This window comes from Streptomyces sp. NPDC051105 (assembly GCF_040682795.1).
Lineage (GTDB): Bacteria > Actinomycetota > Actinomycetes > Streptomycetales > Streptomycetaceae > Streptomyces.
Window position 1 is genome coordinate 152,070 of the sequence record NZ_JBFBBR010000005.1, and the last position, 13,475, is coordinate 165,544.

Annotated in this window: 11 protein-coding genes; 3 read left to right on the top strand and 8 right to left on the bottom strand. The window is 69.9% G+C overall.

From position 1 onward, the window contains the following. Nucleotides 1-134 precede the first annotated feature (134 nt). Complete coding sequence (locus AB0N16_RS14280; RefSeq protein ID WP_365797113.1) at nt 135-461, top strand: ATP-binding cassette domain-containing protein; 327 nt, start codon at nt 135-137, stop codon at nt 459-461. Nucleotides 462-627: 166 nt separating this feature from the next. Here AB0N16_RS14280 and hisS read toward each other — a convergent pair whose 3' ends face one another. Continuing rightward, nucleotides 628-1,890, bottom strand: coding sequence for a histidine--tRNA ligase (gene hisS / locus AB0N16_RS14285; protein WP_365796446.1), 1,263 nt, complete (start codon nt 1,888-1,890; stop codon nt 628-630). Nucleotides 1,891-1,902: 12 nt separating this feature from the next. Continuing rightward, nucleotides 1,903-2,610 (bottom strand): MBL fold metallo-hydrolase, encoded by a 708-nt coding sequence (locus AB0N16_RS14290; RefSeq protein WP_365796448.1) that lies wholly within the window; start codon nt 2,608-2,610, stop codon nt 1,903-1,905. A gap of 178 nt (nt 2,611-2,788) precedes the next feature. Here AB0N16_RS14290 and AB0N16_RS14295 point away from each other — a divergent pair, with 178 nt between their 5' ends. Continuing rightward, the gene (locus AB0N16_RS14295) at nt 2,789-3,610 is read left to right on the top strand and encodes a peptidylprolyl isomerase (protein ID WP_365796450.1); all 822 of its coding nucleotides are present in this window, start codon (nt 2,789-2,791) and stop codon (nt 3,608-3,610) included. A gap of 135 nt (nt 3,611-3,745) precedes the next feature. Continuing rightward, nucleotides 3,746-4,975, top strand: a complete 1,230-nt coding sequence (locus tag AB0N16_RS14300) for a DUF349 domain-containing protein (protein WP_365796452.1) — start codon at nt 3,746-3,748, stop codon at nt 4,973-4,975. Between the two features lie 72 nt (nt 4,976-5,047). Here AB0N16_RS14300 and AB0N16_RS14305 read toward each other — a convergent pair whose 3' ends face one another. The 6 genes from AB0N16_RS14305 to ruvB all read right to left on the bottom strand — a co-directional run bounded on the left by AB0N16_RS14305 (nt 5,048) and on the right by ruvB (nt 13,462). Continuing rightward, a complete protein-coding gene (locus tag AB0N16_RS14305; protein WP_365796454.1) occupies nt 5,048-7,588 on the bottom strand; it encodes a bifunctional (p)ppGpp synthetase/guanosine-3',5'-bis(diphosphate) 3'-pyrophosphohydrolase in 2,541 nt (846 codons plus the stop codon). Nucleotides 7,589-7,816: 228 nt separating this feature from the next. Next, nucleotides 7,817-8,356, bottom strand: coding sequence for an adenine phosphoribosyltransferase (locus AB0N16_RS14310; RefSeq protein WP_365796456.1), 540 nt, complete (start codon nt 8,354-8,356; stop codon nt 7,817-7,819). Beyond that, entirely contained in the window at nt 8,353-9,462 is a 1,110-nt protein-coding gene (gene secF / locus AB0N16_RS14315; RefSeq protein ID WP_365796458.1) for a protein translocase subunit SecF, read from the bottom strand. Before secF ends, AB0N16_RS14310 begins: the two co-directional genes overlap by 4 nt. Nucleotides 9,463-9,465: 3 nt before the next feature. Then, nucleotides 9,466-11,259, bottom strand: coding sequence for a protein translocase subunit SecD (secD, locus tag AB0N16_RS14320; RefSeq protein ID WP_365796460.1), 1,794 nt, complete (start codon nt 11,257-11,259; stop codon nt 9,466-9,468). 141 nt (nt 11,260-11,400) lie between these two features. After that, complete coding sequence (gene yajC / locus AB0N16_RS14325) at nt 11,401-11,928, bottom strand: preprotein translocase subunit YajC (protein ID WP_365796462.1); 528 nt, start codon at nt 11,926-11,928, stop codon at nt 11,401-11,403. Between the two features lie 466 nt (nt 11,929-12,394). Next, entirely contained in the window at nt 12,395-13,462 is a 1,068-nt protein-coding gene (ruvB, locus tag AB0N16_RS14330; RefSeq protein WP_365796464.1) for a Holliday junction branch migration DNA helicase RuvB, read from the bottom strand. Nucleotides 13,463-13,475 lie beyond the last annotated feature (13 nt).

Here is a 13,475-nt window from a genome sequence, read left to right on the forward strand (position 1 = left end):
AAGGACCTACGCACGGTCGCCCCGGAGTGTTCGGTTCCGGCCGAGGATCCAGGCATGACAGCACACGCGAACGAACTCGCGGTGGACGTCCGGGGGCTGCGCAAGCGGTACGGGGCGTGACCGCGGTGGACGGCATGGATCTGGGCATCCGGCGAGGCGAGGTGTTCGGCCTGCTCGGGCCCAACGGGGCGGGCAAGAGCACGACGGTGGAGATCCTCCAGGGCACCCGGATCTCGATCAGCGCGATCCCCGGCTGGATGCTGGACATCGGTGCCCTGTTCCTCCTGAAGTGGCTGTGCCAGGGGCTGCGCGGGGTGTTCCTGCCGGACTCGGCGAAGGTGCTGGAACAGGCGGGCGCCTGGGAGTTCGGGCGGATCGCCCTGGTGCTGGCCGCCTGGTGCGTCGGAGGACTGGTGCTGTGTCTGCCGACCTTCCGCTGGAAGGACCGGCACGACGGATGACCGGCCGCGGTGCGGCGCGCGACGCGCACGCCTGGGACCGCACGATCCGTCTCTGGGACGTGTACTGCACCGAACTCGGAGTGGACGACCGCACGGGGCGGTGACGCCCGCGATGCGGTTCGGGTTGCTGGAGTGAGGGGACTCGCGCCCCCTCACTCCGCCGGGCTCAGCCCAGCCTCGACTCCAGCTCCGCCACGATCTCGTTCACGCCGATCGACGTCTGCTCGCCGGACTCCATGTCCTTCAGCTGGACGACACCCTCGGCGAGGTCGCGCTCGCCGGCGACGATCGTGTAGCGGGCTCCGCTGCGGTTGGCGCTCTTCATCGCGCCCTTGAGGCCCTTGGCCCCGTAGGAGAAGTCCGCCGCGACGCCCGCCCGGCGGAGTTCCGTGACCTTGGCGAACAGGATCCGGCGGGCCTCCTCGCCGAGCGGGACCGCGAAGACGCTGGTGGCGGAGGGCAGGTTCAGCTCCACGCCCTCGGCCTCCAGGGCGAGGACCGTGCGGTCGACGCCGAGCGCCCAGCCCACCGACGGCAGCGCGGGACCGCCGATCATCTCGGAGAGGCCGTCGTAGCGGCCGCCACCGCCCACCGCGGACTGGGATCCCAGACCGTCGTGGACGAACTCGAAGGTCGTACGCGTGTAGTAGTCGAGGCCCCGGACCAGCTTCGGGTCGTCCTCGAAGGCGACGCCCGCGGCCGTGATCAGTTCGCGGACCTCCTCGTGGTACACCTTGCAGGCGTCGCAGAGGTAGTCACGGAGCAGCGGGGCACCGCCCAACTGCTTCTGCACCGACTCCCGCTTGTCGTCCAGGACCCGGAGCGGGTTGATCTCCGCTCGGCGGAGGGTGTCCTCGTCCAGGTCCAGGCCGCGCAGGAAGTCCTGGAGCGCGGCCCGGTACACCGGGCGGCACTCCTTGTCGCCCAGGCTGTTCAGCAGGATGCGGAAGTCGCGCAGGCCCAGCGAGCGGTACGCCTGGTCGGCCAGGATGATCAGCTCGGCGTCCAGCGCCGGGTCCTCCGCACCGATCGCCTCGGCGCCGACCTGCGAGAAGTGACGGTAACGGCCCTTCTGCGGGCGCTCGTAGCGGTAGTACGAGCCGGAGTACCAGAGCTTGACGGGGAGGTTGCCGACCTTGTGCAGGTTCGCCTCGAGCGCGGCGCGCAGGACGGACGCGGTGCCCTCGGGGCGCAGCGCCAGCCGGTCGCCGCCCTTCGTCTCGAACGCGTACATCTCCTTGGTGACGATGTCGGTCGACTCGCCCACCCCGCGCGCGAACAGTTCGACGTTCTCGAAGCCGGGGGTCTCGATGTAGCCGTAGCCGGAGTCGCGCAGCGGCGCGGCGATCGCCTCACGGACGGCCAGGTACTTGGCGCTCTCCGGCGGGATCAGGTCGTAGGTGCCCTTGGGGGCCTGGAAGGTACTCACGAAGCTCTCTCGTCACATTCCTCGTCGGGGAGCGTCCACGCTCCCGAGGCCGGCCGCCACCTGCCGCAGATAGGCGTTGGTGGCGCGCTCCTGGCCGATGGTCGTCTGGGGGCCGTGGCCGGACAGCACCACGGTGGAGTCGTCGAGCGGCAGGCACACGCGGGCCAGCGAGGCCAGCATGTCGTCCATGGAGCCGCCCGGCAGGTCCGTGCGTCCGATGGAGCCGGCGAACAGCAGATCGCCCGAGAAGAAGACCGAGGGGATGTCGGCCGTCTCCGGCATCTGGAAGGTCACCGACCCCTTGGTATGGCCCGGTGCGTGCGCGACGGAGAGTTCGAGTCCGGCCAGTTCCAGCTTCGCGCCGTCGGTCAGTTCGAAGACGTCGTCGGGCTCGCCCACCGTCAACTCGCCCATCAGCGGCATGCCGATGGACCGGCCGAGCGCCTTCTCGGGGTCGCTCATCATGTACCGGTCCATGGGGTGGATCCAGGCCGGCACGTCGTGCGCGCCGCACACCGGGACGACCGAGGCCACATGGTCGATGTGGCCGTGGGTGAGGACGACGGCGACGGGCTTGAGCCGATGCTTCTTCAGTGCTTCCTCGACGCCTTCGGCGGCCTGGTGGCCGGGGTCGATGATCACGCACTCCGCACCGGCGGCGGGGGCGACGAGATAACAGTTCGTCCCCCAGGCCCCGGCAGGGAACCCGGCAATGAGCACGATCGTCCTTCGTTGTGTCGATTCGGGCGGCCACAAGCTGTGGTCCAGAGCCTACCGGCGCTGCCGTTTCCTCAGCGAACCCATATACGGTACGGGGCTACACGCAGCGGTCGGCTCACACAGCGCACAGGACGCACGCGTACCGGTCGACATACGACACGCATGAGGAGAGAACCCGGTGGTCAGCCAGGAGCAGCGGCGGCGTCAGCTCGCCCGGGAGAAGTTCTTGCGGCAGCAGCAGCGGCGTACCAGCGCACGGCGCAAGTCACGCATGCGCAACTCCGTGATCGCGTCGGTGCTCGGCGTGATCGTGATCGGCAGTGTGGCGCTGTACACGACCGGCGTGCTGAAGAACGACGACAAGGCGAACGCCAGCTCGGAGACGACGCCCAGCGCCACGCCCAGCGCCAGCAAGGCGCCGGACCCGTGCGAGAAGCCCGCCGCCGGCAAGGTGGCGAAGCTGAGCTGGAAGAAGGAGCCGGCGATGTCGATCGACACGTCGGCGAACTACACCATGAAGCTGGCGACGACCTGCGGTGACATCGACGTCGCGCTGAAGACGGCGGCGGCCCCGCACACGGTGAACTCGTTCGACTTCCTCGCCTCGAAGGGCTACTTCGACCACACGAAGTGCCACCGGCTCACCACCAACGGCATCTACGTGCTGCAGTGCGGTGACCCGACGGGTACCGGCAGCGGCGGTCCCGGGTACACGATTCCGGACGAGAACCTGAAGGACAAAAGCCTGAAGGGCGGTGTCTACCCCGCGGGCACGATCGCGATGGCCAACACCGGCCAGAAGCACACCGGCGGCAGCCAGTTCTTCCTGGTCTACCAGGACAGCCAGTTGCCGGCCAGCTACACCCCGTTCGGCACGGTGGACGCGGCCGGACTCAAGGTCCTGAAGAAGATCGCCGCCGCCGGCGAGAGCACCGGAGCCGGTGACGGAGCCCCGAACGCGACGGTCGTCATCAACAAGGCGACGGTCACGAAATCCTGAGGTCCAACTGCGAAACTTCGGTCGCGCGGGATGCGGACAGGCAACCCGCCGGTCGCCTATGTTGGCCGTGACGAAACTGTGGACGATGCCCGGGGGCGCTGAGGCCCCTCGCGGGCATCATGTGGAGGAGGCGCTGTGAGCAGCGACCCGTGGGGCCGCGTCGACGAGACGGGGACCGTGTACGTGCGTACGGCCGACGGCGAGCAGGTCGTCGGTTCCTGGCAGGCCGGCTCCCCTGACGAGGCGCTGGCCTACTTCGAGCGCAAGTACGAGGGCCTGGTTGTCGAGATCGGCCTCCTCGAAAAGCGAGTACGGACCACCGACCTGTCCGCGAAGGACGCCCAGGCCGCCATCGACCATCTGCGCGAGCAGGTGGACGCGCACCACGCGGTCGGTGATCTGCAGGCACTGCGGAACCGGCTCGACGAGCTGGTGAAGACCGTGGAGTCGCGTCGCGAGGAGCGTCGCGCCCAGCGTGCCAAGCAGTCCGACGAGGCCCGCAAGGCCAAGGAGGACCTGGTCGTCGAGGCGGAGCAGCTGGCCCAGTCCGACCAGTGGCGGTCGGCCGGTGAGCGGCTGCGCGCGCTGGTGGACACCTGGAAGGGGCTGCCGCGCCTGGACCGCAAGTCGGACGACGAGCTGTGGCACCGCTTCTCGCACGCCCGGTCGGCGTTCTCCAAGCGCCGCAAGGCGCACTTCGCACAGCTGGACGCGCAGCGCGAGGACGCCCGCAAGGCCAAGGAGAAGCTGGTCGCCGAGGCCGAGTCGCTGTCCGACTCGACGGACTGGGGTCCCACGGCCGCCCGCTACCGTGAGCTGATGACGGAGTGGAAGGCCGCCGGCCGCGCCCAGCGCGAGCACGAGGACGACCTGTGGAACCGCTTCCGCGGCGCCCAGGACGTGTTCTTCGCGGCCCGCGGCTCGGCCTTCGCCGAGCGGGACGCGGAGCAGACCGAGAACCTGAAGCTGAAGGAGGAGCTGGCCGCAGAGGCCGAGAAGCTCCTGCCGATCAGGGACCTGAAGTCCGCGCGGTCCACCTTCCGCTCGATCAACGAGCGCTGGGAGGCCATCGGCCATGTGCCCCGCGACGCGCGTCCCAAGGTCGAGGGCCGGATGCACACGGTCGACCGGGCCATCCAGGAGGCCGAGGAGGCCGAGTGGCGCCGGACCAACCCGGAGGCACGCGCGCGTGCGGCGGGTCTGACCGGCCAGCTCCAGGCCGCGGTGGACAAACTCAGGACGCAGATCGACCAGGCTCGCGCCCAGGGCAACACGTCCAAGGCGGAGAAGCTGGAGCGTGAGCTGGAGGGCCGCCAGGCGCTCCTGGACCAGGCTCTGAAGGGCCTCCAGGAGTTCGGCGGCTAGCCGCGGGAGGCGGTTACGACGAGAGGGGCCCCGTACACGGCGTACGGGGCCCCTCTCGTCGTATGCCGTGCGCTACGACCGGTTGCGGGCCGACGTGACCCGGTAGACGTCGTAGACGCCCTCCACGCCGCGTACGGCCTTCAGGACGTGGCCCAGGTGCTTGGGGTCGCCCATCTCGAAGGTGAAGCGCGAGGTGGCCACCCGGTCGCGGGAGGTCTGGACGGCCGCGGAGAGGATGTTGACGTGCTGGTCGGACAGGACGCGGGTGACGTCCGACAGCAGCCGGGAGCGGTCCAGGGCCTCGACCTGGATGGCCACCAGGAAGACCGAGGACTGGGTGGGCGCCCACTCCACGTCGAGGATGCGCTCCGGCTCCCGGGACAGTGACTCCACGTTGACGCAGTCGCTGCGGTGAACCGAAACACCGCTACCACGGGTGACGAAGCCGATGATCGGGTCGCCGGGTACGGGCGTACAGCAGCGGGCCAGCTTGACCCAGACGTCGTCGACGCCCTTCACGACCACACCGGGGTCCTGGCTGCTGCGGCGCTTGTTGCGGCGGCCGCGGGCCGGCGGGACCGACTCGTCGATCTCCTCGGTGGCCGCCTCCTCGCCGCCGAGCGCCTGCACCAGCTTCTGCACGACGTTCTGCGCGGCGACATGGCCCTCGCCGATCGCCGCGTACAGCGAGGAGATGTCCGGGTAGCGCATCTCGTGGGCGAGCGTGACCAGCGAGTCGCCGGTGAGGATGCGCTGGATCGGCAGGTTCTGCTTGCGCATCGCGCGGACGATGGCGTCCTTGCCCTGCTCGATCGCCTCGTCCCGGCGCTCCTTGGAGAACCAGGCGCGGATCTTGTTGCGGGCACGCGGTGACTTGACGAAGCCGAGCCAGTCGCGGGACGGGCCCGCGCCGGGTGCCTTGGAGGTGAAGACCTCGACCAGGTCGCCGTTGTCCAGGGTGGATTCGAGCGGGACCAGGCGGCCGTTGACCCGCGCGCCTATCGTGCGGTGGCCGACCTCGGTGTGCACGGCGTACGCGAAGTCGACCGGGGTGGCCCCGGCCGGGAGCGCTATGACATCGCCCTTGGGGGTGAAGACGAAGACCTCGTTGCGGGACAGGTCGAAGCGCAGGGACTCCAGGAACTCGCTGGGGTCCTCGGTCTCCTTCTGCCAGTCCAGCAACTGCCGCAGCCACGCCATGTCGTTGAGGTGGTCGTCCTTGCCCTTGCCGGACGACTTCGGCACGTCGGTGCGGACCTTGGAGGCACCGGCGACGGCCTCCTGCTTGTACTTCCAGTGCGCGGCGATGCCGTACTCGGCGCGGCGGTGCATGTCGAAGGTGCGGATCTGGAGTTCGACCGGCTTGCCGTTGGGGCCGATGACCGTGGTGTGCAGCGACTGGTACATGTTGAACTTGGGCATCGCGATGTAGTCCTTGAAGCGCCCCGGAACCGGGTTCCAGCGCGCGTGGACGGTGCCCAGGGCCGCGTAGCAGTCGCGGACGGTGTCCACCAGGACGCGGATGCCGACCAGGTCGTAGATCTCCGCGAAGTCCCGGCCGCGGACGATCATCTTCTGGTAGACGCTGTAGTAGTGCTTCGGGCGGCCGGTGACGGTCGCCTTGATGCGGGCGGCGCGCAGGTCGGACTGGACCTCGTCGGTCACTATGGCCAGGTACTCGTCCCGCTTCGGGGCCCGCTCGGCCACCAGCCGGACGATCTCGTCGTACATCTTGGGATAGAGGATCGCGAACGCGAGGTCCTCCAGCTCCCACTTGATGGTGTTCATGCCCAGGCGATGGGCGAGCGGCGCGTAGATCTCCAGGGTCTCGCGCGCCTTCTTCTCCTGCTTCTCGCGCTTGAGATAGCGCATGGTGCGCATGTTGTGCAGGCGGTCGGCGAGCTTGATGACCAGGACGCGCGGGTCCTTGGCCATGGCGACGACCATCTTGCGGACGGTCTCGGCCTGCGCGGCCTCGCCGAACTTGACCTTGTCCAGCTTGGTGACGCCGTCGACGAGCAGCGCGACGACGTCGCCGAAGTCGCGGCGCAGGTCTTCCAGGCCGTACTCGGTGTCCTCGACGGTGTCGTGCAGCAGCCCCGCCATCAGGGTCGCCGGGTCCATGCCCAGCTCGGCGAGGATCGTGGTCACCGCGAGTGGGTGGGTGATGTACGGGTCGCCGCTCTTGCGCTTCTGGCCGCGGTGCCAGCGTTCGGCGACCTGGTAGGCCCGTTCGATCTGGCGCAGCGTGGCGTTCTCGATCTTGGGGTCGTTGCTGCGGACTATGCGCAGCAGCGGCTCCAGGACCGGGTTGTACGGGTTCGCGCGCTGCACGCCGAGACGGGCGAGGCGGGCGCGGACGCGGTTGGAGGAGCCGGTGCGTGCGGACTGGCCGGCGTTCGGACGGGCCGTGGGCGCCGTCTCGGGGGGCTCGGGCGGGGCCGGCTTGGGGCGCGAGGTCTCGGCCGACTTCTCGACCGGCGCGGACTGGGCGTGCTCGACCGCCCCACGGGTGTCGTTCTTCGTCTGCGACACGTTCGGCGCGGGCTTGGCCGCGGGCGCCGAGGCGGGCTCGGGCTTGGCGGCTGTCAGTGGCTGGGCCTCGTCTGGCAAGAGGGCTCCTCGTGCGCGATCCGGGTCCCCCGGTCAGGCTCCGGAGTGCCCATGGTAGCGATCCTGGGCCACGTCATCGCCTGCAGGCCGGACGGAGAACCGTATACGGGAGGAACACCGGAGGCTGCCGTGGGATTCCACAGGGGTGTCGTGCGGGTTGCCCCCGGTCCCCGCGGAACGCGAACGGCCGCCCCTGAGGGGGCGGCCGCTTGGTCGGTCGTACGACGCTCAGACCTGGAGGAGGACCTCCAGCGGCGCTCCCCGCAGGGCCGGCTCCAGGCGCCCGCGGCCGCCCAGGAAGCCCAGCTCCATCAGGACCGCGACGCCCGCGACCTCGGCACCGGCGCGGTGGATCAGCTGGATCGCGGCCTCGGCGGTGCCGCCGGTGGCGAGCACGTCGTCGACGATCAGGATCCGGTCGTCCGTGCCGAGGTCCTCGGCGTGCACCTCGATCTCGGCAGAGCCGTACTCCAGCTCGTAGGCCTGGCGGAGGGTGGCTCCGGGGAGCTTGCCCGCCTTGCGGACCGGGATGAAGCCGAGCCCGGCGCGGACGGCGACCGGGGCGCCCAGGATGAAGCCCCGGGCCTCCAGGCCGACGACCTTGGTGGCGCCGGTGCGCTCGGCGATCTCCGCGAGGGCGTCGGTGAGCGCGGTGAACGCCGCCGGGTCCGCCAGGAGCGGCGTGATGTCCTTGAACATCACGCCCTGCTCCGGGTAGTCCTCGACGTCCCGGATACGGCTGAGCAGCAGTTCCTTGATGTCGGTCACCGGCGCTTCCCCGAGGGTCGGCCGCGACCGCCCCGGTTACGGGACGCGGGCTGGTTGCGCGGACCGACGACGGCCGGAGTGGCGTCCTCGGGTCCCTCCTGGCCGTCGACCCTGGACTCCGCCATCTCCTCCTCGGCGGTGGCCTGGGCCCGCTTGGCGAGGACGCGCTTCCTCAGCGCCTTCATCTGCGGCTCGGCCTCCTTGAGGTCGGCGACGAGCGGCGTGGCGATGAAGATCGACGAGTAGGCACCGGCGGCCAGACCGACGAAGAGCGACAGCGAGATGTCGTTGAGCGTGCCCGCGCCGAGGAAGCCACCGCCGATGAACAGCAGGCCCGCGACCGGCAGCAGCGCGACCACCGTGGTGTTGATCGAACGGACCAGGGTGCCGTTGATCGACCGGTTCGCGATGTCGCTGTAGGTGAAGCGGGTCTGCTTGGTGATGTCCTTCGTCTGCTCCTTGAGGCTGTCGAAGACGACGACCGTGTCGTAGAGCGAGTAACCGAGGATCGTCAGCAGACCGATGATCGTGCCGGGCGTGACCTCGAATCCGACCAGGGCGTAGATACCGGTCGTGATCGTGATGTCGTGGATCAGCGCGACCAGGGCCGCGATCGCCATCCGCCACTCGAACGCGATCGCCAGGTAGATCACCACGAGGACCATGAAGATGGCGAGGCCTTCCCAGGCCTTGTTGGCGATCTGGTCACCCCAGCTGGGGCCGACCAGGTCGGCGGCGATGGACTCGGAGTCCAGCTTCATGTCCTTGGCCAGCGCGGCCTTGGTGGCGTCCGACTTCTCGGTGTCCATGCCCGCGATCTGGATACGCAGACCCCCCGTGCCGAGCTTCTGCACGACCGCGTCGTGGCCCGAGGCGTCCTCCGCATACGTCTCGGCCTGCGAGACGGAGACGCTGGTCTTCGGGGTGGTGAAGACGGCACCGCCCTGGAAGTCGATGCCCATGTTCAGGCCGCGCACCGCCAGGCCGACGATGGCCGTGATGGTGATCAGGATGGAGATGCCGTACCAGATCTTGCGCTTGCCGATGAAGTCGTAGCTGATCTCGCCGCGGTGGAGTCGGGCGCCGAGGTTGCCGAGTTTCGACATCGCTCACGCTTCCTTCGGGTCGACAGGGCCGGCGACAGGACCGGCGGGACGGCGGGTGCGGCGCAGCGGGGGCTTGGCGCCCAGACCCTTCGGGTCGAGCCCGGACCACTTGTGGCCGCCCGCGAAGAACTTACGCCGGGCGAGGATCGTCATCAGCGGCTTGGTGAAGAAGAAGACGACGACCACGTCGAGCACGGTGGTCAGACCGAGGGTGAACGCGAAGCCCTGTACCTTGCCGACGGTCACGATGAACAGCACGGCAGCGGCCAGGAACGACACGAAGTCGGAGACCAGGATGGTGCGCCGGGCGCGCGGCCAGGCCCGCTCGACGGCGGGACGCAGCGTGCGGCCCTCGCGGATCTCGTCCCGGATGCGTTCGAAGAACACGATGAACGAGTCCGCTGTGATACCGATCGCGACGATCGCACCACAGACGGCCGGCAGGTTCAGCGCGAAGCCGATGGCCTGGCCGAGCAGCGCCATGAGTACGTAGGTCAGGATCGCGGAGACCAGCAGCGAGGCGATCGCGACCAGCGACAGACCCCGGTAGTAGACCACCAGGTAGATCACGACGAGCGCGAGACCGATGGCACCGGCCAGCAGACCGGCGTGCAGCTGCTCGCCACCGAGGGCGGCGGTGACGGTGGTGACGCTCTGCGTCTTGAAGGACAGCGGGAGCGCGCCGTACGACAGCATGTTGGCGAGGCTCTGCGCCTCGTCCTGAGTGAAGCTGCCGGAGATCTCCGCCTGGCCGCCGGTGATGGACTGCTGCACGTACGGGCTGGAGACGACCTCGCCGTCGAGGACGATGCCGAACTCGTTCTGCGGCTGGGAGTTCTTGGCGAGGGAGGCGGTGACGTCGGCGAACTTCTTGGCTCCGCTGGAGCTGAAGTTCATCTGGACCTGCCAGCCGGAGGCGCCCTGCGTGTCGAAGACGGCCTGGGCCTTCTTGACCTCGGTGCCGTCGACGGCGGCCGGGCCGAGCACGTACTTGTACCAGGCGCCGTCGACCTGGCCGCAGGCCACGGTGGAGTCGGCCGGCTTGGCGCTCTTGCCGGCGGTGGCGCGCTGCGCGGCCTTGGAGCAGTCCAGCGCGGTGTACTGGGCCTCCAGCTTCGAGGCCGCGGCGGAGGCGCTCGCGTCGGCCGAGGAGGAGGCGGAGGGGCTCGCCGACGAGGACGCGGACGCCGAGGACGACGGCGTGGAGCCGGCCTTCAGTGCGTCGGTGACGGCGCGGCCCTGCGAGGTGGCGGAGGAGGACGGCGTGGCGGAGGACGACCCGGTCGCCTTCTCGGACCCCGACGCGCTGCTCGACGGGCTCGCGGTCGTGCTCGGGGAGGCGCTGGAGCTGCCGCTGGAGGACGCGCTCGGGGAGGCGCTCGCCGCGGCGCCGGCGCTGGCCTCCTGGGCCAGGACCGGGCGGAAGTACAGCTTCGCGGTGGTGCCGACCTGCTGGCGGGCCTCTTCGGAGTTGGTGCCCTTGGGGATGTTGACGATGATGTTGCTGGTGCCCTGGGTCTGCACCTCCGCCTCGGAGACACCGAGGCCGTTGACACGGCGGTTCATGATGTCGACCGCGGTGTCCATGTTGGCCTTGTTGATCGCGGACCCTTGGTCGGCCTTCGCCTGCAGCGTGATGCTCGTACCACCGGCCAGGTCGATACCGAGACGCGGAGTGGTGTTTCCGGAGAGGAACATCCCTCCGGTGAGCGCCACGATGGCGATCAGGATCAAGGCCAGCGAGCGCCCTGGCTTGCTCTGGGCGCTCGCGCTCCGGCCCCTCTTAGGTGCTGCCACCTTCTCGTACTCCCTCTCGGGCCGCCGCGCGCCTGGTCGGCGCGGTCGGCCATGACATGGTGTCGGGATCCCGTCCGGGAAACAGACGTGCCCGGGGTGCGGCCGGCGCCGGTGATGCGCGCCGTGCTCCCCGGGACGCGGCTACTTCGCGTCGGAGTCGCCGTCGGTCTTCTTCGGCTCTTCGTCGGCCTTCGCCTCGGTGGGCTCCGCCTCCTCGGCCTTGGCCTCCACCGTGTCCTCGGCCTTCTCGTCGGCCACGTCCTTCTTACCGAAGTCGACGGGCTTGTCGCCGGAGGCGGCGGCAGCGCCGGCGGGCTCGTCGTCGGTCTCGGTGAGGGAGGAGGCGTCGTCCGGGACGCTGTCGGTGTCGGACTTCAGGTCGTGCTCGATGCCGTGCACGATGCGGTTGTACTCGTCGTCGGTGAGAACGGCGCCGATCGCGTTCTTCGCGAAGAGGAGGTCGACGCCCGGGCCGGCGTCGAGGAGGACCGTGTCCTCGTTGACTTCCTTGACCGTCGCGTACATGCCCCCGATGGTGCGGACGCCACTGCCGGGCTGCATCTCGTTCCGCATCTGCTTCGCCTGCTGCTGGCGCTTCCTGTTGGAACGCGTCATCAGGAACATGGCCGCGATAAGGACGATGAAGAAGAGAAGAGGCAAGGTATTCACGAGACGGAATTTCCTTCGCGCAGCCGCGGCAGTGAGCGGCCTGGATGATGGGGGTGTGGTCGGCGCCGCCCGCAAAGGCAGCATCGGCGGAGTCTAAGCGAGTCCGCGCGCATGGAACAACGCTCAGCATGGCACCTGGGTTCCTGCACCCGCCAATGCCCCGCCGTCACGAAGAGATCACGTCTGCCCGCGGAGCCTGCGCGGCGGGCGGGACACCGGGGGTCAGGGGTCAAGGAGGGTCGGGCCGGGGCGCACGCCGGGGCCGGACACGAGGCCCCGGCCCGGGACGTCCGGCCCGGACACCACCACTGAACACCACGTGTCAGGGCACCGGCACGGGGATCCGGCGCCGCGCATCCGGCGGCATGCGGGAAGGCCGGGCACTCGGGATTGGCGGGCGTCTACCGTCGCGGCACTGGTGGGCCGGTGGGGCGGGCTGTGGCGGGGGCCGGACGTCGGACGGGTGTCACGTGCCGAACAGGTCCTGTTGGCCGGGTCCCGTCGCCCGCGGGGCGGTCAGGCCCAGGTGGGCCCAGGCGGCGGGGGTGGCGACCCGGCCGCGTGGGGTGCGGGCGAGCAGGCCCTCGCGGACCAGGAAGGGCTCGGCGACCTCCTCGACGGTCTCGCGCTCCTCCCCCACCGCGACGGCGAGCGTGGACAGACCGACCGGGCCGCCGCCGAACAGCTTGAGCAGGGCCTCCAGGACCGCGCGGTCGAGCCGGTCGAGGCCTCGTTCGTCCACCTCGTAGACGGCCAGTGCGGCGTGCGCGATCTCGCGCGTGATCAGTCCGTCCGCCTTGACCTGCGCATAGTCGCGGACGCGGCGCAGCAGCCGGTTGGCGATCCGGGGCGTGCCGCGCGAGCGGCCGGCGATCTCGGCGGCGCCGGCGGTGTCGATCTCGACGTCCAGCAGGTTCGCCGAGCGGTGCACGACCCGCTCCAGCTCCCGCGGCTCGTAGAACTCCATGTGCCCGGTGAAGCCGAAGCGGTCGCGCAGCGGCGGGGGCAGCAGGCCGGCCCGTGTGGTGGCGCCGACCAGGGTGAACGGAGGGAGTTCGAGCGGGATGGCGGTGGCACCGGGGCCCTTGCCGACGATCACGTCGACGCGGAAGTCCTCCATCGCCATGTACAGCATCTCCTCGGCGGGCCGCGACATCCGGTGGATCTCGTCGAGGAAGAGGACCTCGCCCTCCTGGAGGGAGGAGAGGATCGCGGCCAGGTCGCCGGCGTGCTGGATGGCGGGGCCGGAGGTGATGCGGATCGGTGCGCCCATCTCCGCCGCGATGATCATGGAGAGGGTGGTCTTGCCCAGGCCGGGCGCCCCGGAGAGCAGCACGTGGTCGGCGGTGGCGCCCCGCGCGCGTGCGGCCCGCAGGACCAGGTCGAGCTGCTCGCGGACCTTCTCCTGGCCGATGAACTCGCCGAGGTCCTTGGGGCGCAGGGCGGCCTCGACGGCCTGGTCCTCACGGTCGGCGACAGCACCCACCAGCCGCTCCGCGTCGGCGCCGGTGTCGGTCGTGTCGTCCCAGTTCATAAGTGATGTGCCT

Bases quoted from the DNA above. Each gene is read 5' to 3' on its own strand.
- ruvB (WP_365796464.1), bottom strand. From the start codon at position 13,462: ATGAACTGGGACGACACGACCGACACCGGCGCCGACGCGGAGCGGCTG.
- AB0N16_RS14280 (WP_365797113.1), top strand. From the start codon at position 135: ATGGATCTGGGCATCCGGCGAGGCGAGGTGTTCGGCCTGCTCGGGCCC.
- secF (WP_365796458.1), bottom strand. From the start codon at position 9,462: ATGTCGAAACTCGGCAACCTCGGCGCCCGACTCCACCGCGGCGAGATC.